Source organism: Pseudoalteromonas sp. SCSIO 43101 (genome assembly GCF_023650775.1).
GTDB lineage: Bacteria > Pseudomonadota > Gammaproteobacteria > Enterobacterales > Alteromonadaceae > Pseudoalteromonas > Pseudoalteromonas apostichopi.
Genome location: NZ_CP072673.1, coordinates 2305581 through 2331943 on the forward strand (window position 1 = coordinate 2305581; position 26363 = coordinate 2331943).

The window sequence follows — 26363 nt, forward strand, 5'->3', positions numbered from 1 at the left end:
ATTTCTAATTTCTAATTTCTAATTTCTAATTTCTAATTTCTAATTTCTAATTTCTAATTTCTAATTTCTAATTTCTAATTTCTAATTTCTAATTTCTTCAAAATTGTACTCGATTATATCTACATAAAAAACGGGCTAATTTTCATTAACCCGCTTGTTAGTATTGATTACGAATTTGTATTAATCTAATGTCCCGCTGATAGCATACTTTAACACCCAGTTTTTTGCAGGACCTGTATTATTTGCAAGCTTTAAAAACTTACTGCGCACCCAGCTAAGTGGTTTAACCTCATTTGAAAAGCCAAAGTAACACGCATCCATCATACTCATCATTAGTAAATTAGCGTGACGGCGTTTTTTCTCATAGCGTTTTAATAAATCATGGTGACCAACATCCTGTTGTTCTGCCAAAATATCAGCCAACGCTACGACATCCTGAAAACCTAAGTTCACGCCCTGACCTGCAAGTGGGTTTATTGTGTGAGCCGAATCGCCAACCAAAACTAAACGCCCCTGTGAATAATCATTAGCATGTTGGCGTGCAAGTGGAAAAACGGCATGTTCAAGTACCTCAAAGTCGCCAGGTAGCTCAGGAAAGTGCTCTATAAGCTTTGCTTTCAGTTGTTCATTTGAGAGTTTATGCCATTGCTTTAATACCGCAGCGTCGTGATAGCAAATTAAATTGGCATACGGTGCCTGCATTGGCAAAAATGCCACAGGTCCGGTTGGGGTAAATTGTTGCCATGTTTTTACTTGCTGCGGTGCATCTAATTTGATTAAAACCCCCATGCAGTGTTGGCCGTACTGCCAACCCGTTACACCTAAGCCAGCTTTGGTACGTAATTGGGACTGTCCGCCATCTGCAGCAACAACTAAATCAGCGGTATATTTAGTATCACCATAATGTAAGGTAATTGCATCAGGCGTTTGACTAATATCTGTAATTAGTGACGTTTGTTCTATTACTTCAATGTTGTACTTAGCAAATTGTTGCCAAAGACTGGCTTGTATTAAATTATTTTCTATTAAATGACCTAAATGTGTTTCGCCAATATCTTTGCAATCAAACAATAGATTCTCGTCTTGCTGCTGGTAGGCTTCAAGCTGTTGATAAGGCGCGATGCGATTTTGCCTAAGTAACGGCATTGCACCTAGGTCGTCGAGTAAATTTTCTGAAAAACGATTAATAGCCGAAATGCGAATATCTACTTTATCTGAACTAAGAATGTGATCAGCATCGATAAGGTGCTTTTCAATGACGGTGACATCCCTACCCTGTTTAGCCAGTGTTACCGCTGTAGCAGCGCCGACCATGCCACCACCGACAATTATTACCTTATTTTTATTCATTTAATATTCGCTCATTTGGCTATTAAAATACGCGACAAATTGTAACGTAATTCAATATTGCGTGTCAGTGCATTTACCGCTTATGAATTTCAAAACAGTAACTTGTTTGATTTCACACCACAAAGATAAAAACTATACTTGGATCTGTGCGGGTATCCAGCTAAAATACGCGTCCTTTAGGTCGGCATACTGCCACTTAATCCTGTTTCTAACACATTTTTGTGTCACTACCGAATTGAAAACGAGGCTATATTTCAATGAGTAAAAAGCTGCATATTAAAACCTGGGGTTGTCAGATGAACGAGTACGACTCTCAGAAGATGGCTGATCTACTAGATGCGACTAACGGCTATCAGTTAACTGAAGAAGCTGAAGACGCAGACGTGATCTTACTCAATACCTGTTCAATCCGTGAAAAAGCACAAGAAAAAGTATTCCATCAGCTTGGCCGTTGGAAACTGTTAAAAGACGACAAACCAGAATTAATCATTGGTGTTGGTGGCTGTGTTGCCTCGCAAGAAGGTGACTCGATTCGTCAACGTGCGCCGTTTGTTGATGTAATCTTTGGCCCGCAAACATTACACCGCTTACCAGAAATGATTAAGCAAGTGCAAAGTGGCGACAGCAGTTCGGTAGTTGACGTTTCATTCCCAGAGATTGAAAAGTTCGACCGTTTACCTGAGCCAAAAGCGGAAGGCCCTACTGCGTTTGTATCAATTATGGAAGGTTGCTCTAAATACTGTACATTCTGCGTAGTACCTTATACGCGTGGTGAAGAAGTAAGCCGTCCACTTGATGACGTATTACTTGAAGTAGCACAACTTGCAGAGCAAGGCGTTCGTGAAGTGAACCTACTTGGACAAAACGTAAATGCGTATCGCGGTGAAACTCATGACGGTGAGATTTGTTACTTCTCTGACCTACTACGTTATGTAGCTGCAATTGACGGTATTGACCGTATTCGTTACACCACATCGCATCCTGTAGAATTTACGCCAGATATCATTGATGCGTATGCAGACGTACCTGAGCTTGTTGATCACCTACACTTACCAGTACAAAGTGGTTCAGACCGTATTCTTAATTTAATGAAACGTGGTCACACTGCACTTGAGTACAAATCTACAATCCGTAAGCTACGTAAAATTCGCCCTAACCTAAGCATGTCATCTGACTTCATCATTGGTTTCCCTGGCGAAAGTAAAGCTGACTTTGAAGCAACCATGAACCTAATTAATGATATTGGTTTCGATATGAGCTTCAGCTTTATCTACAGTGCGCGACCTGGTACTCCTGCTGCTGATTTACCTGATGATGTGACAGAGCAAGAGAAAAAAGAGCGTTTATACCTTCTACAGAATCGTATTACGCAAATGGCACAACAAATCAGCCGACAAATGTTTGGTACTGAACAACGTATTCTAGTTGAAGGCCCTTCTAAAAAGAATCCTATGGAATTACGTGGCCGTACCGAGAATAACCGTGTGGTTAACTTTGAAGGCCCTCACTCAGTGATCGGTCAATTCGTTGATGTACGTATTACAGAAGCATTGCCAAACTCTTTACGTGGTGAGTTAATTCGTACAGAATCAGAAATGAACTTACGTCGTGATGTGGCACCTTCAGCTATTTTAAGTAAAGCTGCTGAAGCTGAGGCCGCTGCGGCCCCTAACGAAATTGGCGTTGCTACTTTCGTACCTTAGGGTGACACTTGGTGCAGGCACTGCCTGCACCCATCAATAGGAAGCAATTTTGAGTAATCAGTTAAAAACATTAGAGATTTATTTAGAACCCGCCGACAACAAACGCCTTTCATCTTTATGTGGTCCGTTTGACGAAAACATTAAGCAAATTGAACGCCGCCTTGGTGTTGAGATAGCACACCGTGATAATTTCTTCAGAGTAACCGGTAAACTGCACCTTGCAGCTGCGGCTGTTGAGATCCTAAAAAACCTCTATATTGAAACTCAACCTATTCGCGGCCTGATTGGCGAAATTGAACCTGAAGCCGTACATTTGGCGATTAGCGAATCAAATGCTCTTGAGCAAGATGAAAATCCAGGTGTATATGGCAAAGACATGGTGATTAAAACTCGCCGTGGCGTTATTAAACCGCGCAATGATAATCAAGGCGTGTATGTTGCTAATATTTTGCATCACGATATTACTTTCGGTATTGGCCCAGCCGGTACTGGTAAAACTTATTTAGCCGTTGCAGCAGCTGTTGATGCCTTAGAGCGTCAAGAAATTCGCCGTATTTTATTAACCCGCCCTGCAGTTGAAGCAGGTGAAAAGCTAGGCTTTTTACCGGGTGACTTAAGCCAAAAAATCGACCCTTATTTACGCCCATTATACGATGCGCTATTTGAAATGCTTGGCTTTGAGCGAGTAGAAAAGCTGATTGAGAAAAACGTGATTGAAGTAGCGCCCCTTGCCTACATGCGTGGTCGTACACTGAATGACGCGTTTATTATTCTTGATGAAAGCCAAAACACCACAGCAGAACAAATGAAAATGTTCTTAACCCGTATTGGCTTTAACTCAAAAGCGGTAATTACTGGTGATATTACACAAGTCGATTTACCCCGTGGTGCTCGTTCAGGTCTTCGCCATGCCATCGAAGTATTAAACGGTGTAGATGAAATTAGCTTTAACTTCTTCCAATCACACGATGTGGTGCGCCATCCGGTTGTTGCCCGTATCGTTGAAGCTTATGAGCGCAACGATGAAGCAGAGCGTTTAAAACGTGCTGAGAAACAACGTGCGAAAGAAGCGCAAGCAAACCAACAAGAAGCAAACTCGTGACCGAATTAGATTTACAAATAGCCTGTGAGTTTGACGACTTACCAAGCTTTGAACAATTCCAGCTGTGGGCTGACAAAGCCCTTAGCAATTACCGTGAAGATGCAGAGCTGACCATAGTGATCAGTGATGAAGCGCAAAGCCAGCAGCTCAACAATGATTACCGCGGCAAAGATAAACCGACTAATGTCTTATCTTTTCCATTTGAAGCACCACCGGGCATTGAGTTACCTTTAGTAGGTGATTTAATCATTTGTCCGGCCATTGTTTTAGCCGAATCAATTGATCAAGAAAAGACCTTTCACGACCATTTTGCCCATATGGTTATCCATGGATGCTTGCATTTACTTGGATTTGACCATATAAAGGACGAAGATGCACTTGAAATGGAAAGCATAGAAAAGCAATTACTTGCCGATCTGAACATCGCTGACCCATATCGAGACGATATTTAAATTAACGGAGCAATTAGACGCAATGAGCGACGACAACTCGCAAACTAGCCAGGGTTCTTCTGGCAAAACGTGGCTGGGCCGCATAGCCCAAATGTTGCAAGGGGAACCCCAGAATAGAGAAGAGCTGGTAGAAGTAATTGCCGATGCGCAAGAACGCGACCTTATCGACCCTGAAACCAAAGACATGATTGAAGGGGTACTAGGTGTATCAGAGCTAAAAGTGCGTGACATCATGATCCCACGCTCGCAAATGGTGACCTTAGAGGTTGATACACCTTTAGAAGAACTATTGCCTATGATGGTTGATTCAACACATTCACGCTTTCCAGTGGTGTGTGAAGACAAAGACCATGTTGAAGGTATTTTATTAGCAAAAGATTTATTACCACTGATCATCAATAAAGATGATCAACTACCTTCATTACGTGAATATTTACGCCCTGCGGTTGTAGTGCCTGAAAGTAAACGTGTTGACACGCTCCTAAATGAGTTTCGTCAACAACGTTACCACATGGCTATCGTTATTGATGAGTATGGTGGTGTGTCTGGTCTTGTAACTATCGAAGATATTCTTGAAATCATCGTTGGTGAAATCGAAGACGAGCACGATGAAAGTGAAGACCTACAAGATATTCGCCAAGTTGCAAAGCACGTTTACGCTGTGCAAGCACTGACTGAAGTTGATGACTTTAACGAATATTTTAAAACCGGTTACAGCACCTCTGATGCTGACACCATAGGTGGTATTGTTTTACATGCATTTGGCCATATGCCAAGCCGTGGTGAAACCATCGAAGTAGAAGGCTTACACTTTAAAGTCACTAACTCAGATAACCGCCGCATCTTACAATTGCAAGTCACCATTCCAAAGGCTGATGATAACGACAGTGAAGAAACTGCTAACTAACCTAAGCCACCTTGCAAAAGATAAAAAAGCCTGGCTCGCACTTGTTGCGGGCCTCTTTTTAACCTTAAGTTACGCACCCTATAACCTATGGTTTATAACTTTTCTTTCTCTTGGTGCCCTGCTCTACTGCATAAACCCACTCGCAAACGGTAAATTAGCTGCTAAACAAAGTGCTAAATATGGCTTTATATTTGGTTTAGGCTGGTTTGGCGCCGGCATAAGTTGGGTTCATGTATCAATAGCGACCTTTGGTGGTATGCCGTTAATAGCATCACTATCATTAATGGTGCTGCTATGTGCTTATTTAGCTCTGTATCCTGCATTAGCCGCTTGGCTGACTACACGCCTTGCTAAAGGCCCATATAGCTTTATCTGTTGGTTACTAGCCGCTATAGCAACCACAGAGTACTTACGTGGCACATTGCTGACAGGCTTTCCTTGGCTTAGTTTTGGTTACACGCAAACAGACAGCCCACTTAATTTTTTAGCGCCCGTAATTGGTGAGTTCGGTATCACGCTTGTATGCATGTTAATTGCGTTTGCCTTATATCGTATAGCATACAAAGATACTAAACCACTTATCGCCTCTGTGGCTCTTTTAGCAGGCTTATATACGATTGCAAACAGCAATCAGCTTCACTACCAAGACAAAACTATTAAAACTGTACTGGTGCAGGGTAATATTAAACAGCATCTTCGCTTTGAGCCGTCTGAGTTTTGGACGACGATGAGCAAATACCAAGATATGACTCGCCTACATTGGAATGCAGATTTAATTGTCTGGCCAGAGGCAGCAGTCCCCGAGCTTGAAGCATTATCAACCGAGTATTTAACAGGCCTCAATAGTGCTGCAACGTTTAATAACACTGCACTTATTACCGGCATCGTCGATTACCAATACGACACGCGTAACATTTTTAATACTTTGATTGTGCTGGGTAAAAAAGAACAAGAAGACAGTGAGGGTGATTATCAGTATTTAGGTAAAAACCGCTACCAAAAGCATCAGTTATTACCCATTGGTGAGTTTGTGCCGTTTCAAGATTTTCTGCGCCCAATCGCACCACTGTTTGACTTGCCGATGTCATCTTTCACCCGTGGTGATGAAGTGCAAAACAATTTACGCGCAAATAGCTTAAATATCTTGCCGGCTATTTGCTATGAAATTGCCTTTGCCGATTTAGTTCGTGGTAATTATCGCAGCGATTCTGATATCTTATTTACGGTTAGTAATGATGCGTGGTTTGGAGACTCTCATGGCCCACATCAGCATATGCAAATAGCGCGTATGCGCGCCCTAGAATTACAGCGCCCGTTAATTCGAGTTACTAACAATGGTATTAGTGCCGTTTACGACCCCATCGCTAAATCACAATTAGCTATGCCGCAATTTAAAGCGGATGTACTCGAAGCCAATATCACTTTAATTAAAGGCGATAGTATTTACAGCCAATATGGTAATTGGCCAGTATGGGCCGTAGTCATATTACTCAGTACTGTTGGTTTGATTTTAAGACTCAAAAAATAACAAAATAAAAGGCTTCATTATGAAGCCTTTTTTGTGTTTTATACTCATTCGCTTAACTAAGTGAACAAGTACTATTGCAGATTAAATTTAAGATTCTATCTTTATCAACTCTACGTCAAATATCAGCAATGAACCTGCTGGAATACTGCCTACGCGTTTACGGCCGTACGCAAGCTGCGGCGGGATATAAAAGGTAAACTTATCCCCTTCACTCATGAGTTGTAAGCCTTCAGTCCAGCCCGCAATCACTTGATTTAAGCCAAAGCTGATTGGCGAATTTCTTACCACTGAGCTGTCAAAAACACTGCCATCCATAAGCGTACCATGATAATGAACCTTTACTTTACTGGTTGCATTTGGTTTTGCGTCATTACCTGAACTTTGCTCAATTTTGTATTGCAACCCAGATGCTGTTTCATGAACATCGTCGGCTTTACTATTGTTCGCTAAAAAGTCCGCTGCTAGTTTTTCATTTTCAAGGGCTTGTAGCTTCGCCTTTTTACTATTTTTAAAAATTAAAAAGCAAAAAATACCAATGATCAGTAAAAGTATTAAATTAATCATTCTGCGTCCTTCTCATCATCATTATCGCCATTAACGATATCAGCAATATTGGCAAGCCTTGCTAATGCTAGGGCATTTATTGAGCCATCAGGATAACCTTGTGGTGTCATTTCGCCTGCGTCTTTATCCATTAATAAACTCAGTGCTTGATCAACTGTTTCAACGGCATAAATGTTAAAGCGTCCTTTTTCTACCGCATCGAGCACTTCGTCATCAAGCACTAAATTGACTTGATTTGATTTAGGAATAATCACCCCTTGCTCACCAGTTAAGCCACGCATTTTACAAAGCTTAAAGAAGCCTTCTATTTTCTCGTTGACGCCACCGATTGATTGCACGTCTCCATGCTGGTTAATTGAGCCTGTAAGCGCGATAGATTGGCTAATAGGTAAATTAGTAATTGCCGATATTAGCGCGCAAAGCTCTGCTAATGAGGCGCTATCACCATCAATGTAACCATAGCTTTGCTCAATTGCGATATTGGCACTGAGCGTTAGGCTAAATTGCTGAGCATATTTATTACCTAAGTAACCGGTTAATAGCATCACCCCTTTTGAGTGAATTGCTTTACCCAGCTCGGCTTCACGTTCAACATCAATAACGCCATCTGCACCTGCGTACACAGTGGCGGTAATACGTGCAGGGGTACCAAATGAAGTATCACCAATGTGCAGCACGGTTAAGCCATTCACTTTGCCCACGGCGTGACCTTCAGTAGCAATTAAAATTTGCCCCTCTTTGATATCACTCAACATGGTTTCTGAAATTTGCCCGGTGCGATATTGCTTACCTACAATAGCTTCATCGATGTGATGAGCATCAATCACAGTTTGCCCATCTTGCTTGGCATAAAAACTGGCTTCTGCCACTAATTCTAATACATCAGCAAAACGAGCTGAGAGCTTGTTATGATGTTCAGCTTGACGATAACTAAATTTTAATAACCTCGCCATCGCTGCTTCATTTACTGTGCAATTAAGTGTCTGCTGACAATATTCAGTGACCTTGGTAATGAACTGATATTGCAGTTTGTCACTGCTTGGCAAATAGTAATCAAAATCAGCGAGTACACGAAATAACTCAGCAAACTCTTCGTCATATTCACCTATTGTGTAATAGAGCTCCCGTGAGCCTAGCAGCACTATTTTTACATCAAGGGGAATAAGCTGCGGACGTAATGTAAAGCTACTCCCCACAGAGCTGTCTTGATAAGGTAAGTCGTTTTTGATTTGATGCGTTTTTAAAGATAACTTAAGGCCATCCCACACTTGTGGGTTAGACATAACTTTCTCTGCATCCATAATCAAATAACCACCATTAGCACGGTGCAATGCACCTGGTTGTATTGAACGGTAACTGGTGATTAAAGAGCCTTGCGAAGTCGCATATTCAATTTTTCCGAAGATATTACCAAACGTTGGATTTGGCTCATACACCACAGGCGCTGCATCATCTTCTTTGTATTCTACTAAGATATTTGGCGCAAAGAAGTCTGTGAGCATCCCTTTACGGTCAAAGTCTTCTTTATTTTCGTCGTTTTCATCGTCGTCGAGCCACTCAAGCACTGCATCAATGATTTCTTCACGAATGTCTTTTAAGTAACGTAACACACCAATATGCGTGGCATATTTGTGTTCAAGGGCTTTAATTAGTGGTTTAGTGGCAAGCTCTGCAGTTGATTTTTTAAGGTTACGCAGTTTCTCAGATGACTCACGCTTCCAGCGAGGCAGCTCAATCAGTGCTTCGATTAATGCATCTTCAAGTTTTTCAATGACCTCATAAAACTCAATACGCAATGGCTCTTCAAGGGCTGCAAATTCACTGTCACTCAGTTGTTTACCGTTAACCAAAGGCGCAAAGCCAACGACGCCATTTTCTTCAATCAGAGCCACACTTTGCTCAAGAGCAGCAATTTCGACTGATGTAATTGCCGCATCGTAAGTATCAGTAAACTCACGGTCGATTGATTTTTTCTTACGTTGATAACCAGGATTATCAAAAGCAGCGGGGAATGTATCGAGTACTTCATCAATGAAAGAGTCAATATCGTCTGCTAACTGTTTTGATTGACCAGCTTGCATAAATAACGCAATAGGCTCGCGGTGGTCTTCATAGTTATTAACGTACAACCACTCATTAGGCGTTGGGCGGTCTTTTGAATGGGCTGTGAGCTTGTCTTTTACTAAGGTGTAACGTCCGTGCGCCGCTTCACCCATTACATAAACATTATATCCAGGTAATTCCATCCCCAATGAAAAGTCGAGGGCACTTTGTGCACGTTGCTGGCCAATAAATGGTAAGGCTTCTGGATATGGGTTTTGCATGCAAGTGGCAACATGGCTTGCAGCAATCTCAGGTGCTAACGCAGAAACAGGTAGAGGGATTAGTTTTTTTGTCATTCTAACTTCTTATTTCCCAGTTTTGACTGGGCATTATAGGTAACGCCCAGCACAAGCCTGCGTCACTGATTAAGGTTGTAATGCCTTACGGCGAAAATAAATACCGCCACATTCAGTACAAGGAGTAATTTGCGTAGCATGGTAAACATCGTAACTATGCTGACAATTTTTACATACTAATGTGCCCATGGCTATCCATTCTCCTTCTTGATACACACCATTGTGTTTAAAATCTTGGTTTAATGCTTGCCATTCAAGCTGGGTTTTATCTTCGATATGCGACAATTCGTACCAAAGAGACTCTTTGAGCTCTAGCCAAGCGAGTGAGTCATAATGACTGTCGTTTTCTTTGATATGGTCAATATCGCGCTTTAAATAGTCACGATACTGATATAGCTTTTCTTGACCTAAATCTTTAAGTGCCTGCTCTGACTCAACAAATTTCTCCATTGCATCTTTTAGCTCATTCTCTTTTACGTCTTTAAGCCAAGCACTCAAATCACTAAGCCAAGATTTATAATCTGCCATCGTTTACTCCTTCAAAAGTGATGAAAAATCAATCGTTATACTAGTTGAGTATAGGTTAACCTGTCCTGAAAATATATTTCATTGGAAAATTAATAAAAGCGCCTATTTGCCGCTGTGATTAGCATGTATTTTGGGTTATCCTTATCGACAATTTTTTATTAATTTGCAAGAAGTCTGGAATCGTAGATGCAAGAGCAATATAACCCGCAAGACATAGAGTCAAAAGTACAAGCCTACTGGGAAGAAAACCAAGTATTTAAAGTCACTGAAGATGAGAGCAAAGAAAAGTATTACTGCCTATCGATGTTCCCATACCCAAGCGGCCGACTCCACATGGGTCACGTTCGTAACTACACCATTGGTGACGTAGTATCTCGCTTCCAACGCTTGCAAGGCAAAAACGTAATGCAACCAATGGGTTGGGATGCGTTTGGTCTTCCTGCTGAAAACGCGGCAATCAAAAACAACACCGCACCTGCTAAGTGGACTTACGAAAACATCGATTACATGCGCGATCAGTTAAAGCAACTTGGCTTTGGTTATGATTGGGATCGTGAAATCGCAACATGTCATCCAGAATATTATAAGTGGGAACAGTGGTTCTTCACTAAGCTTTACGAAAAAGGCTTAGTATACAAAAAGATGTCAACAGTAAACTGGGATCCAGTTGACCAAACAGTACTAGCGAACGAGCAAGTAATTGATGGTCGTGGTTGGCGTTCAGGTGCCATTGTTGAGCAAAAAGAAATTCCACAATGGTTTATCAAAATCACTGATTACGCACAAGAATTATTAGATGATTTAGACAAACTAGATCACTGGCCTGAGCAAGTTAAAACCATGCAACGCAACTGGATTGGTCGTTCTGAAGGCTTAGAAATCGAATTCAAGCGTGCTGATAACGACGATACATTCAGTGTTTATACAACGCGCCCTGATACCTTCATGGGTGTGACGTATGTTGCTGTTGCAGCAGGTCACCCAATTGCACAAGAAGCCGCTAAAAACAGCGATGCTGTGGCAATGTTTGTTGATGAGTGTAAAAACACGAAAATCGCAGAAGCAGACATGGCAACCATGGACAAAAAAGGCATTGCTACTGGCTTTTATGCGATTCACCCATTAACAGGTAAGCAAGTACCAATTTGGGTTGCTAACTTTGTATTAATGGATTACGGCTCAGGCGCTGTAATGGCTGTTCCTGCACATGACCAACGTGACTACGAGTTCGCATCAGCTTATGGCCTTGAGATCACTCAAGTTATCGCACCAGCTGCAGGTTCTGAAGAAACGGTTGATTTAGACAACCAAGCTTACACAGAAAAAGGCGTGTTAGTTAACTCAGGTGAGTTCGATGGTCTTGAGTTTGAAGCAGCGTTTAATGCGGTTGCAGACAAACTAGAAGCACTTGGTGTCGGTGAGCGTAAAGTTAACTTCCGTCTCCGTGACTGGGGTGTTAGCCGTCAGCGTTACTGGGGTTCTCCAATCCCAATGCTTAGCGACGAAAATGGTGATGAGCTTGCAGCAACTGAAGACATGCTACCAGTTCGCTTACCAGAAGACGTAGTAATGAATGGTGTTACTTCGCCAATCAAAGCTGACCCTGAGTGGGCTAAAACAACTGTAAATGGCGCACCTGCATTCCACGAAACAGATACCTTCGATACCTTTATGGAATCATCATGGTATTACGCGCGTTACTGTAGCCCTCGTTTTGACGAAGGTATGATTGAGCCAGGTGCCGCAAATTACTGGTTACCAGTAAACCAATACATTGGTGGTATTGAGCATGCGATCTTGCACTTACTTTACTCGCGTTTCTTCCACAAATTATTACGTGACTTTGGTTTAGTAAACTCAGATGAGCCATTTGAGCGCTTATTATGTCAAGGCATGGTACTAGCTGATACTTTCTATCGTAAAGATGAGAAAGGCGGTGATATTTGGATTTCCCCAACAGACGTACAAACTGAAACAGACGACAAAGGTCGTGTTGTTAAGGCTTGGCACAAAGAAGATGGCGAGCCAGTATTCTCTGCAGGCATGAGCAAAATGTCGAAATCGAAAAACAACGGTATCGACCCACAACAAGTTATTGCCGAGTACGGTGCAGATACAGTTCGTTTATTCATGATGTTTACAGCACCACCAGAGCAAACTCTTGAATGGTCTGATTCAGGTGTTGAAGGTGCAATGCGTTTCTTAAAACGTATTTGGAAATACGCTGTTGATGTAGAAACAGTAGGCTACCAAGCGCTTGATAAGTCAGCATTAAACAACGACCAAAAAGTACTACGTCGTGAGCTTCATAAAGCAATTGCAAAAGTAACTGATGACGTTGAACGTCGTCAAACATTCAACACCGCGATTGCAGCAATCATGGAAATCTCTAACAAATTATTAAAAGCACCACTTGCAGATAAGCAAGATGTAGCTATTGCTAACGAAGCTCTTGAAGCATTGCTTATCATGCTTGCGCCTATCACGCCGCATATGTGTCACCAGTTATGGCAAGACCTTGGCAAAGAAGGCGACATCTTAGATGCAGCATGGCCAAAGGTTGATGAATCAGCGCTTGTTGAAGATGAGAAGCTAATCATTGTACAGGTTAACGGTAAGCTACGTGCTAAGTTAACAGTGCCTGCAGATGCAACGAAAGAGCAAGTTGAAACGCTAGCATTTGCTGAAGAAAACGTGACTAAGTTCACTGATGGCGTAACCATCCGTAAAGTGATTTACGTACCTGGCAAACTACTTAACGTGGTTGCTAATTAAGATGGCAGCGCTTCAAGCACTGAAAAACGGACTAGCCCTTGCGCTAGTCTGTTTACTACTAACAAGTTGTGGCTTTCACTTAAAGAAAGCCTCTAATTTGCCTGAAGACTTGAAAGTGATCACCCTTGCTGGTGATGATAAAAAATCAGCGCTATTCGAATTAGTTGAGAAAGAGCTTATTGCTAGTCAAGTAAAGCTAAACGAAAGTGACAGCCTATACCCTGAGTTAATCATCCACAAAGACCGTCTAGAGCGTCAAATATTGTCATTATTTGATAATGGTCAGGTTGCTGAATATGAACTTGCCTATAGTGTAAGCTATACCCTAAAGCGACCAGGTCAAAAAGCCATAAATCAAAGCTTTGAGCTGTATCGTAACTACCAAGACGACCCTGACAATGCCCTTGCAAAGGCAAAAGAACTTGATTTACTATTAAACGAAATTCGTAAACAAGCGAGTCGCCGTATCGTTCGTGAGTTATCACAACTCTAATGCGTTGTTATGCAAACCAACTTCCGAGCCAGTTAAAAAAAGGCCTAGCGCCTTTTTACATGGTCTTTGGTGAAGAGCCTTTTCAAATTGAACAGTGTGTCATGCAAATTCGCCAAGCTGCTAAACAGCAAGGCTTTGACGAGGTCATTAAATTTACCTTAATGCCAGGTTTTGATTGGCAAGAAATTGTTGCTCAATACCAGAGTATGTCGCTGTTTAGTGCTCGTACCTTAATTGAGTTTGATTTAAACGAGCAAAAACCAGGTACTCAAGGCAGCCAAATCTTTAAACAACTTGTTGAGCTTGCTAATCCCGATACTATTTTGGTTTTAAAAGGTGCCAAAGCCAGCCAAGATATTCAACGCAGTGCTTGGTTTAAGGCCTTAGATAAACAAGGCTTATTCGTTCCTTGTTATCCCCTCACAGGTAATCATCTAAGTCGTTGGTTGGATGAGCAATGTTACCGTTTAAACTTGAACCTTCATAACAATGCTAAACAAAGCTTGATTGATGCCACAGAAGGTAATTTACTTGCCTGTCATCAAGAGCTAGAAAAACTGTCTTTACTCTACGGCAGTGAGCTAATTGACCAACAAGCCGTAATGCAAGGACTGCTTAACCAGTCTAAGTTTGATATTTTTGACTTAAGTGATGCTCTATTAAATGGCCAAGCCAAGCAAGCCGTTAAAGTAATGACTAAACTTGCCGCTGATAATACCGAAGCAATGAGTATTTTTTGGGCTATTAACAAAGAAGCTGCAAATTTACTGGCGATGCAACATGGGCGCTTAAATGGTGCCAACATGGCTGATTTATACAAGCAATTTAATATTTGGAAAAATCAACAAGCGATTGTTCAACAAGCCTTAAACCGCTTAAATATTAAAGTACTCGAACAAATTACAGTTCAGTTAGCTCAGTTTGATGCAGCTTATAAACAAGGGAACCTCGTAGCTCCCTACCAAGCATTAATGCACATATGCTTAATGTTTTGCCAACCAGTGGCAATACCTTTACCTTGCCACCCAGTCTTCGACTAAGAGTGACAATTCATGATTGCTATTTTCGGTGGCACCTTTGACCCGATTCACTTAGGTCATATTAATATGGCCCAGCAATGCGTTCAGCAGTGTCAACTTGATACCCTTTACTTCATGCCTTGCGCTATTCCCGCTCACAAAGCTAAGCCAGGAATAAGTGATGAGCATCGAATTAACATGCTGAAACTCGCGATTGAAAACAACCCACATTTTGCTATTGATTATCGAGAGTTAAATAGAGAAGGTGCATCTTATTCGCTACTGAGCTTAAAAGAGCTTCGTGCAGAAAATCCGTCTTCACCGATTATGTTTTTAATCGGCATGGACTCATTCAATAGCCTAGACAAGTGGTTTAAATGGCAAGAAATTGTCGAACTATGCCATATCGTTGTTTATCAACGTCCGGGTCAACACTGTCAAGTAAGTGGTGAGTTAGCGGTTTATAAAGAAAATGCTTTTACTGAGCAGCTCAGCCAACTGCAACAAACCCATGCAGGTAAGTTATTCTTTTTAGATGGCTTACAAGTTAATGCTGCCTCAAGCGAAATCAGAAAAAAGCTGCATTTAAATGATAATATAGCGGAACTTTTACCTACCACGGTAAGTCAATACATTGCGCAGCATCATCTTTACCAAACAGATGAATAAATACTGTCTGCGTGATAAAATAACAAATTAAGATTATTTATTTTTGAGATAACACTTTGGATTCTAAACAACTACTCGCATTTGCCCTTGATAAAGTCGACGATATGAAAGCCCGTGATGTGGTGCAACTTGATGTTCGTGGTAAGTCTGATATTACTGATTACTTATTAGTATGCTCAGGAAACTCTAAACGCCACGTACAATCTATTGCGGATCACGTTGCTAAAGAAGCACGCCATGCTGGAGAAGAGCCTCTCGGTTACGAAGGCCAAAACGAAGGCGAATGGGTGCTGGTTGATCTAGGTGATGTGGTTGTGCACGTAATGCAAGACCAAACTCGCGACTTCTATGATCTAGAAAAACTTTGGGGCTAACCCTTAGCAAAGACATAGGTAACCATTTTGAAAATACAATTGATTGCTGTTGGCACCAAAATGCCAGCATGGGTTGAAACCGGATTCACAGAATACCAACGTCGCTTTCCGCGTGATATGCCGCTTGAGCTTATTGAAATCCCCGCTGGTAAACGTGGTAAAAATGCTGATATCAAACGTATTTTACAACTTGAAGGTGAAAAGACCCTTGCAGCTATTCCTAAAGGTAACCGTATTGTTACTCTTGAAGTAACGGGTAAACCCATGGATACCCACCAGTTGGCGAAAAGCATGGAAAAATGGCAGCTTGATGGTCGTGATGTCAGCTTGTTGATTGGTGGACCCGAAGGTTTAGCACCAGAGTGTATCGCAGCCTCTGAGCAAAAGTGGTCATTATCAAACCTTACACTACCGCACCCATTGGTGCGTATTATTGTTGCAGAAAGCCTATACCGAGGCTGGAGCTTGAATAACAACCACCCTTATCATCGCGAGTAGTAAAACCAATGCGAAAACACAGACCCACGATTAGAGACCACTCGGCTGAGGCAAACTTATTTGCTCGCCGTGCCTTTGTGGGCTTTGTGTTTGTTACATTGTTAATTGGTGTGTTGCTATCTAACCTGTACAACATCCAAGTTATTGATCATCAAGATTATCAAACACGTTCGAACGATAACCGAATCAAGGTCATTCCTATTGCTCCTAACCGAGGGCTCATTTACGACAGAAATGGCGTATTATTGGCTGAGAACAAACCTGTTTACAATCTTGAAGTGATCCCTGAAGAAGTTGACGATCTTGATAAAGCTCTAACAGAAGTAAAACAGATCATCGAAATTAGTGAGCAACAAAAGGCCGACTTTTTAGATGATATTAAGCACAATCGCCGTTTCAAAAGCCAAGTATTAAAGGCCCGTCTAGACGAGACTGAGGTAGCAAAGTTCTCTGTTAATCAGCATAAATTCCCTGGTTTTAGCATCGAAGCTCGGTTAGCTCGTTTTTACCCCTATGGTGATACCCTCACCCATGCCTTAGGTTATGTTGCCAAACTCAACAAAAAAGAACTCATTAAGCTTGAAGCAGAAGATCAAGCTACTAATTACCGTGCAACTCACGACATTGGGAAGCTTGGTATTGAGAAATATTATGAAGAGCTCCTGCATGGCATGGTGGGTTCACAGCGTGTTGAAGTGAATAACCGTGGCCGAGTTATTCGTACATTGAGCCTTACTCCACCTGAACCAGGTCATGATTTAGTACTCACCCTGGATATTGGCCTGCAACAAATAGCCCAGCATGCTCTAAAAGATATGCGTGGTGCCGTTGTCGTACTTGATGCAAAAGATGGCGGCGTATTAGCTCTGTATTCAAACCCCAGTTATGATCCGAACTTATTTGTACATGGGATCAGTAGTACCGACTACAAAAAGCTGCTCAACCCGGACCGGCCACTTATAAACCGAACTACACAGGGTCGTTACGCACCAGCATCGACAGTAAAACCTCTCATGGCTATTTTAGCGCTTGAGGAAGGCCTGGTTACCGAGCAAACACAAATGTGGGATCCGGGCTTTTTTCAGATTCCAAATGTCGATCACAAATGGCGTGACTGGAGGCGTTGGGGTCATGGTCATGTTGATGTTTACAAAGCCATTGAAGAGTCTTGCGATACCTACTTTTACGACGTTGCGTATCGTTTAGGCATTACTAAAATCAGTGATTTTATGTATCAATTTGGATTTGGTGAGTTATCTGGTATTGATATCCATGAAGAAACTTCTGCAATAATGCCATCTAAAGAGTGGAAAGAAGGTCGCTTTAGAGAGTCTTGGTGGCGTGGCGATACAATTTCAGTGGGGATCGGGCAAGGTTACTGGACTGCCACACCAATGCAAATTGCTAACGCAACCAATATATTGGTAAACCGTGGACTCGATCATCCACCACATCTTGTGCAAGTAGCCAAAAAAGAAAATGAAGTAACGCAAATAAACAATGACGAAAAGCCCCCAGTGGAACTAAAAAATCCTCATCATTGGCAAATTGCTCTCGATGCTATGCATAATACAGTGCACAAAGTCACTGGTACTGCACATAAAGCATTTAGAGGGGCAAGTTACGACCCTGCTGGCAAAACAGGTACTGCGCAGGTGGTAAGTATCGCACAAGGTGAACGTTACGACGCTAAGTCGCTAAAAGAGCGTCAACGAGATAACGCTATCTATGTTGGTTTTGCACCTTATAACGACCCGCAGATTGTTGTCTCTGTAGTTGTAGAAAACACTGGGGGTGGTAGTACGGTTGGAGCTCCTATTGCTCGTCAATTAATGGATTACTACTTCTCAGCTAACCCAATTCAAATTACCCAAAGTGACGCGCCATGATCCCATTAAATAAAAAGCGCTCAATTTGGCAGCGTCTACACCTCGATTTACCGCTACTTGTAGCCCTTTTGGCTATGATGGTTGCAAGTTTAGCGATTGTATACAGCGCCAGTGGCCAAGACTCTGCAATGATGATACGCCATGCAACGCGTATGTTTGGCGCTATTCTCGGTATGTTCATTCTCGCTCAGTTTTCGCCTAATACTTTAAAAAGCATGGTAATTCCGCTTTACTGTGTGGGGCTACTAATGCTGGTAGGAGTGTTATTATTTGGGGTTAGCTCAAAAGGAGCGCAGCGCTGGCTTGACCTAGGTGTAACCCGTTTCCAACCATCAGAATTAATGAAAATTGCTGTGCCTATGATGGTTGCTTGGTATATTGGTCGCAATCATCTTCCCCCTCGTCCACTGCATTTAATTATTGGTTTTGCCATAGTGATGGTGCCAACCATTTTAATTAAAGAACAACCCGATCTCGGTACCTCTATTTTGATAGCTAGTTCAGGTATATTTGTATTGTTTTTATCTGGGCTTAGTTGGCGCTTAATTGGCTTTTTATCAGCCTCAGTGGCATTAGCAGCTTGGCCATTTTGGCATTATGTTATGCTTGATTATCAAAAGCAGCGAGTACTTACCTTTTTGGACCCAGAAAGTGATCCTCTTGGCTCTGGGTATCACATTATTCAATCGAAAATTGCTATAGGCTCCGGAGGAATTGAAGGTAAAGGCTGGTTACAAGGAACTCAATCGCAATTAGAGTTTTTACCCGAACGTCACACCGATTTTATCTTTTCTGTTCTAAGCGAAGAATTTGGCCTTTTTGGGGTTTGTTTATTGCTGTGTATGTACTTGTTTATTATTGGTCGTGGCTTGTATATTGCGGTAAACGCGCAAGATGCTTTTGGTAAACTTCTTGCCGGTGCATTAACCCTTACCTTCTTTGTTTATGTATTTGTAAATATTGGTATGGTATCTGGGTTACTGCCTGTTGTAGGCGTTCCGTTACCTCTGATAAGTTATGGTGGCACTTCAATGGTGACCTTAATGGCTGGATTTGGCATTATTATGTCGATCGCCACCGATAAAAGGATGCTTTTAAAATAATGACACAGCGAGTCAATTTCTTATTAATAGCGTTATTCTCAATGCTGCTAGCAGCATGTAGTTCTTCGCAGCAAGGTCGCTATGCTATGGAACATGATGCTGCGCCGCTTCGTAAACCGACCGAACTTGAAATGCAAGATGCGATAGTTACCCCTGTTGTTAAAAGTGCCAGCGCCAGTCGCCCTTACGAAGTTCGTGGTAAACGCTACACGCCAATGCTTGATGAAACAGGCTATGCAGAAGAAGGCATCGCTTCATGGTATGGCCGAAAATTTCATAATTATCACACCTCAAACGGTGAAGTCTACGATATGTTTGCAATGACAGCAGCTCATAAAACACTCCCTCTACCAAGCTTTGCCAGAGTAACAAATTTAGATAACGGTAAATCAGTGATTGTTCGTGTTAATGACCGAGGACCGTTTCATGAAGATCGGATTATCGATTTATCTTATTCTGCGGCCTATAAATTGGGTTATTACCGACAAGGTACAGCCCGTGTTAAGGTTGAGGCTGTTACCCTTGCAAATTCTGCCCCTCGTTTAAGCTACATTCAGGTTGCAGCGGGAAGTACTCTTGCTAATGTTGAGGCGCTCGCGTTTCAACTTCGTCAGCAATATCATGTGCCAACAAACATTGTTGAAAAAGATGGAATCTATCGATTACGTCTTGGTCCAATAAAAGATGCCGCAGAAGCACAGGCTGTTTTAGAAAAGCTAAAACAAAACCAATTTCAGAACGCGTTCTTGCTTTACAGTGAGTAAGACCTTTAGAATAGGTCAACGCAACATGTTTAACTTTAACCATTAATGAGTACGATGAAATCTATAAAATATAAAATCTTAAGTGGCGTTTGTGGCCTTGTTTGCACTGCTAGCGTATTTTCTGCAACAGCCCAAATTATCCCTGCCCCACCTCAAGTTAATGCGAAAGGTTATTTCTTGGTTGATTTCACCACAGGTAAAGTAATTGCCGAAGGCGAAGCTGATACAAAGCTAGCACCTGCTAGTTTAACCAAAATGATGACCAGTTATGTTATTGGTACTGAAATCAAAGCAGGTAATATTGCTCCAACCGATATGGTTACAGTGAGTGAAAAAGCTTGGGCAAAGAATTTTCCTGAGTCATCAAAAATGTTTATTGAAGTAGGTAAGCAGATCAGTGTTGATGACCTTAATCACGGTATCATTATTCAATCTGGTAACGATGCCTGTGTAGCTATGGCAGAACACATTGCTGGTAGTGAAAGTGCATTTGCTGATTTAATGAATGCGCATGCTGAAAAACTTGGCATGACTAACAGCCACTTTGTAAATAGCCACGGTTTAGATACTAACGAACACTTCACAACACCACGCGATATGGCAACATTAGGTGCAGCTCTTATCCGTGATGTACCAGATGAATACGAAGTATACGCTAAAAAATCATTTACCTTTAATGGTATCAAGCAGTACAACCGCAACTCACTGTTGTGGGATGAAAGCATGAATGTTGACGGTATTAAAACTGGCCATACGTCTGAAGCTGGCTATAGCTTAGTCACTTCAGCAACTAAAGACGACATGCGTTTAATCGCGGTGGTTATGGGCACTGAAAGCGAGCGTGCACGAAAAGTTGAAAGCAAAAAGTTACTTAACTATGGTTTCCGCTTTTTCGAAACAATTACCCCATACAAAGCAGGCGATAGCTTTGCAGAACAACGTATTTGGATGGGTAACAAAGAAAACGTATCGCTAGGTATCTTAGAAGACACGCCAATTACTATCCCGCGTGGTCAGCGTAAAAACTTAAAAGCAAACTTCGAGCTTGATAAAACGTTAGAAGCACCACTGGCTAAAGGAACTAAAGTAGGCACGCTTTTCTTACAGCTTGAAGGTGAAGAAATTGCTCAATACCCACTAGTTACACTAGAAGAAGTGGAAGAAGGTAGCTTCTTTAGCAAGATCTACGATTACCTGCGTTTACAAATTCAGTAATCTGCTAGTAAAGTTTATAAACGCCTTGCACCGCAAGGCGTTTTTTTTTGTCTGAAAAATGATAGAATGCGCCCCATATAAGTCGCGCTGGGTCGAGTGCGTCGTAATCTAAGTTTGCTTAACGCCAAGAAATGGCAGAGAACACCTCTATTAAGCATACTCACTGTTTGAGGAGTCACCGTCGTGGTTCAACCTGTAAAAAATACTAAGTTTGACGAGTATTTAGATTTTCCTTGCCCATTCACATTTAAAATCATGGGTTTAGCTAATGTAAATCTAACAGATCAGATCCTAGAAAAGCTGCAACCAATTGCACCTGGCGATTATGCGCCAAAGGTAAAACCAAGCAGCAAAGGTAATTACGAATCTGTAACGCTTGTAGCTACCGTTACAAGTAAAGAGCATATTGAAGAAATTTATAACGTGATCAGCAACATCGATGACGTACGTCACATGCTATAGACCGATTACGGAGTAAATCGTGAGCGAAAGAGAATTAATCGTTCGTCAATTAGGTCGTCAGCGTTACATGCCAATTTGGCAAAAAATGCAATCTTTTACCGACACCCGTGATGAGCACACAGCCGATGAAATTTGGCTCGTTGAGCACGAGCCTGTATTTACTCAAGGCCAAGCTGGTAAAGCTGAGCATTTATTAAATACCGGTGATATCGAAGTGATCCAAGTGGACCGTGGTGGCCAAGTGACATACCACGGACCAGGCCAGCAAATGATGTATGTGCTGTTCAACTTACGTCGTTTAAAAATAGGTGTAAGAGAGCTAGTTACATGGCTTGAAGAGTGTATTATTGACACGCTAAAAGAATATGACATTGATGCCTACGCCAAAGCAGATGCACCTGGTGTCTACGTAAACGATAGTAAAATCGCCTCATTAGGCCTTCGTGTTCGCCGCGGTTGCTCTTTCCACGGTTTAGCACTTAATGTAAACATGGATCTAGCGCCATTTTTGCGTATAAATCCATGTGGCTATGCTGGCATGAACATGGTGCAAACAACCGACCTTAACGGTCCGCAAAACCTCGAGCAAGCAGGTGCAGGGCTTGTAAAACACATGATTAAAAAGCTTAATGCTACTGTGGTTAAGCATACTGAAGGGTTTGAAAACGAATGAATAAACCAGTCAAAATGGAACCAGGCGTAAAACTGCGTGATGCAGAAAAAATGGCGCTGATACCAGTTAAAGTTTTACCGACTGAAAAAAACGAAATGTTACGTAAGCCAGAGTGGCTGAAAATTCGCTTACCTAAATCAACCGAACGTATTGATGGTATTAAACAAGCGATGCGTAAACATGGTTTGCACTCAGTTTGTGAAGAGGCATCATGCCCTAACCTATCTGAATGTTTCAACCATGGTACAGCTACCTTTATGATTTTAGGTGCTATTTGTACTCGTCGTTGTCCATTCTGTGATGTTGCACACGGCCGTCCATTAAAGCCAGATGCAGCAGAGCCTGAAAAGCTAGCGCTGACCATTAAAGACATGAAGCTTAGCTATGTTGTTATTACCTCGGTAGACCGTGATGATTTACGTGATGGTGGTGCACAGCACTTTACTGACTGTATACGTGAAATTCGTAAGCACAACCCAGAAATCACCATTGAAATTTTAGTGCCAGATTTTCGTGGTCGTATGGACAGAGCCCTTGATATCTTAATCGAGACGCCGCCAGATGTATTTAACCACAACCTAGAAACTGCACCGCGTTTATACAAATTAGCGCGTCCTGGTGCTGATTATAAGTGGTCACTTGAGCTTCTACGTCGTTTTAAAGAAGCGCACCCTAATGTGAAAACTAAATCAGGTTTGATGGTAGGTTTAGGTGAAGAGATTAGCGAAATCGAAGAAGTGTTACGTGACTTACGCGAGCATAACGTTGATATGCTAACAGTAGGCCAATACTTACAACCTTCTAAGCACCACTTACCTGTTAAACGCTATGTGCCGCCAGCAGAGTTTGATGCATTAAAAGACTATGCAGACGAAATTGGCTTTACTCATGCGGCCTGTGGTCCATTTGTTCGCTCAAGCTACCATGCTGACCAACAAGCAGCTGGTAAAGAAGTGAAGTAAGACTTCTTATAAATATAAAAAGCCCGCATCAAGCGGGCTTTTTTTATGAAACAGACAATCAGCGCCCATATCGCGCTAAGAACATTTTCACGGTTTCACTAATCACTTTACTATCAGAGTCGCCAGCTTGACGTTCAAAGCCATACAGCAATGGATAAAAAATTAAGGACTTTAATTGATATACAAATTGTTTTGCAGCGAACTCAACATCATCAATACTTAAAGCCTGCGCTTGGTTTCCTGCTTCTAAAAACGACACAAGATCTTGCATGCAGCCCATGTTGTTACTAGCTAATGATTTAGCTAAATCAGGCTGTTTTAACATTTGCATGAAGGCTACTTTCGCCACTTTTAAAAACTCTTCAGAGGTTAGTAGCGCTACTTCTTGCTCGGCAATACAGGTTAACTGCTCTGCTATTGGCAAAGAAGCATCAAACACAACAGCTTGCTCTTGGCGTACTTTTTCAAACATAAACACAAGAATAGCCTGGAACAACACATCTTTATTTTCAAAGTGGTTATATACCGTACGCTTAGAGGCGCCTGCCAAGCTTGCAACCTGATCCATACTTGTATTCTCAACACCCTGCTGAAAAAATAATGTCTCTGCTGCATTCAAAATATCTAATCGCTTTCTCTGTGATAGTTTCATGTGCCCCTCCAATCAAGTTACTAGTGTACCGTAAAAACAAAAAATGCACTAGACAGTTTACTTTTACAACAAGCCACAAAAAACTACACAGGACATTTACTTATAATAAAAATTGAGATTTTCAAAAATGGTTAGCAATCGCCACTCTATCTTGATATAACCCAATTAACCCCTCAACAAAAAGCATACCAAGCGCAAGTATCATTCAGTACCCAGTCGTTGCCGAGGTTTTAGAACTCAAGATACCAAGATTAATAACACTTAATCGTTCACTTGATAGAGTAATACCAATTCGCTCATTAAGTGGTCTATTTTGAGGCAATAAACCCTCGTTGATAACAAGCCAAAAATTTCGTTATTTAGTTGTGATCGACAATTGCTCCTGCATGCTACCTTCTGCATCCATGCCGTCGTAAATAAGAAATTTTAACGCAGGTAGCGACAGGTTTAATCCCTCAAAATGATTAAGTATTATTGCGGACTGGTATAAAAGTGCATTATTACCCTTTCATCCTGAATAATTAGTTATTTGCAGACTCTTTCTGGACAGCCCCCCTTCTCGTCCCATATAGTGAAACCTTGTGCAATCAACCAGAAAAACTATGACAACTCACCTTAAATATGCAAGCTTGGCACTTGCAGTTGGTTTATTCGGCTGCTCTGAGCAACCAATATCTAGCGCTAATAAGCCAAGTGCTGAAAACCATGAAGCCGTTAACATTGCCAATGTGCGCTCACATATTAAAACACTTGCCTCTGATGAATTCTTAGGCCGTGGCCCTTTGACTGAAGGAGAAACGCTGACCATTAACTATTTAGCTGACGAGTATAAAAAACTCGGCTTAACAGGTAGTTATAATGGCGAGTTTTTACAGCCAGTTACTATGGCAAAACTCACCCCAGATCAAAACATGACCCTAAAAGTGGGTGATTTAAGCTTTAATGCTGGCAGTGATTTTACCGCCCGCACTCAGCAAATTAACCCTGAGATTAATATTGATGGTTCTGATGTTGTGTTTGTTGGCTATGGCATTAATGCACCAGAATATAACTGGGATGATTTTGCTGATATTGATGTCAAAGGCAAAACCATTATCGTACTTGTTAATGATCCAGGTTTTGCGACCCAAGACGAAGCACTTTTCACAGGTAATGCCATGACCTACTACGGCCGTTGGACTTACAAATATGAAGAAGGTGCACGACAAGGCGCAAAAGCGGTATTCATCGTTCACGAAACAGCTCCTGCGGCATACCCTTGGAGCGTAGTTGAAAGCTCGAACACTGGCAGTAAATATACCTTAATCGACCAAGAGAAAAATGTTTCCGACATTCCTGTTATGGGTTGGATTGATGAGCAAGCTGCAAATGAAATCTTTGCTCAAGCCGGCCTTGATTATCAAACTGAAAAAGCCAATGCATTAAAAGCAGATTTTAAACCCGTAGATTTAAACGCTAAGGCAGAGCTGACACTGCAAAGTGATATCTCTCAAGCTCAGTCGCATAACGTTGTTGCAACCCTAAAAGGCAGCGAAACTCCTGATGAGTACATTGTAATTGGCGCACACTGGGACCACTTTGGTACGAAGCAAACTGATGACGGCGTAAAAATCTATAATGGTGCTGTAGATAATGCATCAGGTAGTGCAGCAACAGTGGAAATAGCCCGAATTCTTACCGAAATGCATAAGAACAAGCCATTCAAGCGTTCTATTATCTTTGCCAACTTTACGGCTGAAGAAACGGGGCTTATTGGTTCTCAGCAATTTGCGACTGGCGAAATTGTACCAACCAAACAAATGGTCGCGTTGCTTAATATTGATGGTATGAACGTGCTAGACGGCGTTGACTACATATTACAATACGGTAAAGGCATGTCTGAGATGGAAGACTACCTTGCAGATGCAGCTAAAGCACAAGGTCGTCATGTAAAAATGGACCCTCGCCCTCAAAATGGCTTGTTTTTCCGTTCAGATCACTTCTCACTAGCTAAACAAGGCGTTCCAAGCTTACTATTTATGAGCCTAGGCGATACAGATCCTGATTATATTGCTCATAAATATCATAAAGAAGCTGACGACTATTCAGCCGAGTGGTCTATGGGTGGTGTTGAGCAAGATATTGAACTGATCGTTGATATTGCAGCCAAGCTTGCTAATAACGGTGATTGGCCAAAATGGAAAGCCGAGTCTGACTTCAAAGCTCGCCGCTTACAAGACAAGCAATAGCCTTCGCTTAGATATAAAAAACCGAGCTATTAGCTCGGTTTTTTATTGATTAAT

General features: G+C 41.8%; 24 protein-coding genes. 19 read left to right on the forward strand and 5 right to left on the reverse strand.

Annotated features, from left to right (window positions below; all coding sequences use genetic code 11):
- Window positions 1-180 precede the first annotated feature (180 nt).
- Complete coding sequence (locus J8Z25_RS10745) at window positions 181-1350, reverse strand: FAD-dependent oxidoreductase (protein WP_130051174.1); 1170 nt, start codon at window positions 1348-1350, stop codon at window positions 181-183.
- A gap of 257 nt (window positions 1351-1607) precedes the next feature.
- On the opposite strand from J8Z25_RS10745, the gene miaB reads away from it, so the two are divergent.
- The 5 genes from miaB to lnt are packed head-to-tail and all read left to right on the forward strand — an operon-like array spanning window position 1608 to window position 7042.
- Window positions 1608-3053, forward strand: coding sequence for a tRNA (N6-isopentenyl adenosine(37)-C2)-methylthiotransferase MiaB (gene miaB, locus J8Z25_RS10750; RefSeq protein ID WP_130051173.1), 1446 nt, complete (start codon window positions 1608-1610; stop codon window positions 3051-3053).
- Window positions 3054-3102: 49 nt separating this feature from the next.
- Window positions 3103-4155, forward strand: coding sequence for a PhoH family protein (locus J8Z25_RS10755; RefSeq protein ID WP_054551658.1), 1053 nt, complete (start codon window positions 3103-3105; stop codon window positions 4153-4155).
- Window positions 4152-4607 carry an rRNA maturation RNase YbeY gene (gene ybeY / locus J8Z25_RS10760; RefSeq protein WP_130051172.1) on the forward strand — a complete coding sequence of 152 codons (456 nt, stop codon included), beginning with the start codon at window positions 4152-4154 and terminating at the stop codon, window positions 4605-4607. The genes J8Z25_RS10755 and ybeY overlap by 4 nt, the downstream gene beginning before the upstream one ends.
- A gap of 22 nt (window positions 4608-4629) precedes the next feature.
- Window positions 4630-5514: a CNNM family magnesium/cobalt transport protein CorC gene (gene corC / locus J8Z25_RS10765; RefSeq protein ID WP_130051171.1), complete on the forward strand. Its 885-nt coding sequence runs from the start codon at window positions 4630-4632 to the stop codon at window positions 5512-5514.
- Window positions 5495-7042, forward strand: a complete 1548-nt coding sequence (lnt, locus tag J8Z25_RS10770) for an apolipoprotein N-acyltransferase (protein ID WP_250661028.1) — start codon at window positions 5495-5497, stop codon at window positions 7040-7042. The genes corC and lnt overlap by 20 nt, the downstream gene beginning before the upstream one ends.
- Before the next feature lie 87 nt (window positions 7043-7129).
- On the opposite strand, the gene bamJ is transcribed toward lnt, so the two are convergent.
- The 3 genes from bamJ to J8Z25_RS10785 all read right to left on the reverse strand — a co-directional run bounded on the left by bamJ (window position 7130) and on the right by J8Z25_RS10785 (window position 10533).
- The gene (gene bamJ, locus J8Z25_RS10775; RefSeq protein WP_167658321.1) at window positions 7130-7606 is read right to left on the reverse strand and encodes a BamJ family beta-barrel-assembly machinery protein; all 477 of its coding nucleotides are present in this window, start codon (window positions 7604-7606) and stop codon (window positions 7130-7132) included.
- Window positions 7603-10005 carry a Lon protease family protein gene (locus J8Z25_RS10780; protein WP_130051168.1) on the reverse strand — a complete coding sequence of 801 codons (2403 nt, stop codon included), beginning with the start codon at window positions 10003-10005 and terminating at the stop codon, window positions 7603-7605. The genes bamJ and J8Z25_RS10780 overlap by 4 nt, the downstream gene beginning before the upstream one ends.
- A 69-nt stretch (window positions 10006-10074) precedes the next feature.
- Entirely contained in the window at window positions 10075-10533 is a 459-nt protein-coding gene (locus tag J8Z25_RS10785; protein WP_130051167.1) for a zinc ribbon-containing protein, read from the reverse strand.
- A gap of 186 nt (window positions 10534-10719) precedes the next feature.
- On the opposite strand from J8Z25_RS10785, the gene leuS reads away from it, so the two are divergent.
- The 13 genes from leuS to lipA all read left to right on the forward strand — a co-directional run bounded on the left by leuS (window position 10720) and on the right by lipA (window position 23429).
- The gene (gene leuS / locus J8Z25_RS10790; RefSeq protein WP_178927166.1) at window positions 10720-13308 is read left to right on the forward strand and encodes a leucine--tRNA ligase; all 2589 of its coding nucleotides are present in this window, start codon (window positions 10720-10722) and stop codon (window positions 13306-13308) included.
- A gap of 1 nt (window position 13309) precedes the next feature.
- Complete coding sequence (locus J8Z25_RS10795) at window positions 13310-13801, forward strand: LPS-assembly lipoprotein LptE (protein ID WP_250661029.1); 492 nt, start codon at window positions 13310-13312, stop codon at window positions 13799-13801.
- Entirely contained in the window at window positions 13801-14841 is a 1041-nt protein-coding gene (holA, locus tag J8Z25_RS10800) for a DNA polymerase III subunit delta (protein ID WP_130051164.1), read from the forward strand. Before J8Z25_RS10795 ends, holA begins: the two co-directional genes overlap by 1 nt.
- Before the next feature lie 12 nt (window positions 14842-14853).
- The gene (gene nadD / locus J8Z25_RS10805; RefSeq protein WP_167658324.1) at window positions 14854-15489 is read left to right on the forward strand and encodes a nicotinate-nucleotide adenylyltransferase; all 636 of its coding nucleotides are present in this window, start codon (window positions 14854-14856) and stop codon (window positions 15487-15489) included.
- 56 nt (window positions 15490-15545) lie between these two features.
- Window positions 15546-15863 carry a ribosome silencing factor gene (rsfS, locus tag J8Z25_RS10810; RefSeq protein WP_130051162.1) on the forward strand — a complete coding sequence of 106 codons (318 nt, stop codon included), beginning with the start codon at window positions 15546-15548 and terminating at the stop codon, window positions 15861-15863.
- Window positions 15864-15890: 27 nt separating this feature from the next.
- Window positions 15891-16361, forward strand: a complete 471-nt coding sequence (gene rlmH, locus J8Z25_RS10815; protein ID WP_036967350.1) for a 23S rRNA (pseudouridine(1915)-N(3))-methyltransferase RlmH — start codon at window positions 15891-15893, stop codon at window positions 16359-16361.
- 8 nt (window positions 16362-16369) lie between these two features.
- The gene (gene mrdA, locus J8Z25_RS10820; protein ID WP_130051161.1) at window positions 16370-18250 is read left to right on the forward strand and encodes a penicillin-binding protein 2; all 1881 of its coding nucleotides are present in this window, start codon (window positions 16370-16372) and stop codon (window positions 18248-18250) included.
- On the forward strand, window positions 18247-19353 hold the full coding sequence (rodA, locus tag J8Z25_RS10825; RefSeq protein ID WP_167658325.1) for a rod shape-determining protein RodA: 1107 nt from the start codon (window positions 18247-18249) through the stop codon (window positions 19351-19353). Before mrdA ends, rodA begins: the two co-directional genes overlap by 4 nt.
- Complete coding sequence (locus J8Z25_RS10830) at window positions 19353-20117, forward strand: septal ring lytic transglycosylase RlpA family protein (protein WP_130051159.1); 765 nt, start codon at window positions 19353-19355, stop codon at window positions 20115-20117. Before rodA ends, J8Z25_RS10830 begins: the two co-directional genes overlap by 1 nt.
- A 54-nt stretch (window positions 20118-20171) precedes the next feature.
- Window positions 20172-21332, forward strand: a complete 1161-nt coding sequence (locus J8Z25_RS10835) for a serine hydrolase (RefSeq protein ID WP_054551673.1) — start codon at window positions 20172-20174, stop codon at window positions 21330-21332.
- Between the two features lie 183 nt (window positions 21333-21515).
- On the forward strand, window positions 21516-21794 hold the full coding sequence (gene ybeD / locus J8Z25_RS10840; RefSeq protein WP_054551674.1) for a DUF493 family protein YbeD: 279 nt from the start codon (window positions 21516-21518) through the stop codon (window positions 21792-21794).
- A gap of 19 nt (window positions 21795-21813) precedes the next feature.
- Complete coding sequence (lipB, locus tag J8Z25_RS10845) at window positions 21814-22467, forward strand: lipoyl(octanoyl) transferase LipB (protein ID WP_167658326.1); 654 nt, start codon at window positions 21814-21816, stop codon at window positions 22465-22467.
- On the forward strand, window positions 22464-23429 hold the full coding sequence (lipA, locus tag J8Z25_RS10850) for a lipoyl synthase (protein ID WP_250661030.1): 966 nt from the start codon (window positions 22464-22466) through the stop codon (window positions 23427-23429). The genes lipB and lipA overlap by 4 nt, the downstream gene beginning before the upstream one ends.
- Window positions 23430-23487: 58 nt before the next feature.
- Here the strand turns inward: lipA and J8Z25_RS10855 are convergent, their stop codons facing one another.
- Window positions 23488-24081 carry a TetR/AcrR family transcriptional regulator gene (locus J8Z25_RS10855; protein WP_167658327.1) on the reverse strand — a complete coding sequence of 198 codons (594 nt, stop codon included), beginning with the start codon at window positions 24079-24081 and terminating at the stop codon, window positions 23488-23490.
- 602 nt (window positions 24082-24683) lie between these two features.
- On the opposite strand from J8Z25_RS10855, the gene J8Z25_RS10860 reads away from it, so the two are divergent.
- Complete coding sequence (locus J8Z25_RS10860) at window positions 24684-26309, forward strand: M28 family metallopeptidase (protein WP_167658328.1); 1626 nt, start codon at window positions 24684-24686, stop codon at window positions 26307-26309.
- The last annotated feature ends 54 nt before the right edge of the window (window positions 26310-26363 follow it).

Bases quoted from the DNA above. Each gene is read 5' to 3' on its own strand.
- leuS (WP_178927166.1), top strand. From the start codon at position 10,720: ATGCAAGAGCAATATAACCCGCAAGACATAGAGTCAAAAGTACAAGCC.
- J8Z25_RS10860 (WP_167658328.1), top strand. From the start codon at position 24,684: ATGACAACTCACCTTAAATATGCAAGCTTGGCACTTGCAGTTGGTTTA.
- J8Z25_RS10855 (WP_167658327.1), bottom strand. From the start codon at position 24,081: ATGAAACTATCACAGAGAAAGCGATTAGATATTTTGAATGCAGCAGAG.
- J8Z25_RS10830 (WP_130051159.1), top strand. From the start codon at position 19,353: ATGACACAGCGAGTCAATTTCTTATTAATAGCGTTATTCTCAATGCTG.
- J8Z25_RS10795 (WP_250661029.1), top strand. From the start codon at position 13,310: ATGGCAGCGCTTCAAGCACTGAAAAACGGACTAGCCCTTGCGCTAGTC.
- J8Z25_RS10745 (WP_130051174.1), bottom strand. From the start codon at position 1,350: ATGAATAAAAATAAGGTAATAATTGTCGGTGGTGGCATGGTCGGCGCT.
- nadD (WP_167658324.1), top strand. From the start codon at position 14,854: ATGATTGCTATTTTCGGTGGCACCTTTGACCCGATTCACTTAGGTCAT.
- mrdA (WP_130051161.1), top strand. From the start codon at position 16,370: ATGCGAAAACACAGACCCACGATTAGAGACCACTCGGCTGAGGCAAAC.
- J8Z25_RS10785 (WP_130051167.1), bottom strand. From the start codon at position 10,533: ATGGCAGATTATAAATCTTGGCTTAGTGATTTGAGTGCTTGGCTTAAA.
- bamJ (WP_167658321.1), bottom strand. From the start codon at position 7,606: ATGATTAATTTAATACTTTTACTGATCATTGGTATTTTTTGCTTTTTA.
- rodA (WP_167658325.1), top strand. From the start codon at position 18,247: ATGATCCCATTAAATAAAAAGCGCTCAATTTGGCAGCGTCTACACCTC.
- holA (WP_130051164.1), top strand. From the start codon at position 13,801: ATGCGTTGTTATGCAAACCAACTTCCGAGCCAGTTAAAAAAAGGCCTA.
- lipA (WP_250661030.1), top strand. From the start codon at position 22,464: ATGAATAAACCAGTCAAAATGGAACCAGGCGTAAAACTGCGTGATGCA.
- J8Z25_RS10780 (WP_130051168.1), bottom strand. From the start codon at position 10,005: ATGACAAAAAAACTAATCCCTCTACCTGTTTCTGCGTTAGCACCTGAG.
- miaB (WP_130051173.1), top strand. From the start codon at position 1,608: ATGAGTAAAAAGCTGCATATTAAAACCTGGGGTTGTCAGATGAACGAG.
- corC (WP_130051171.1), top strand. From the start codon at position 4,630: ATGAGCGACGACAACTCGCAAACTAGCCAGGGTTCTTCTGGCAAAACG.
- J8Z25_RS10835 (WP_054551673.1), top strand. From the start codon at position 20,172: ATGAAATCTATAAAATATAAAATCTTAAGTGGCGTTTGTGGCCTTGTT.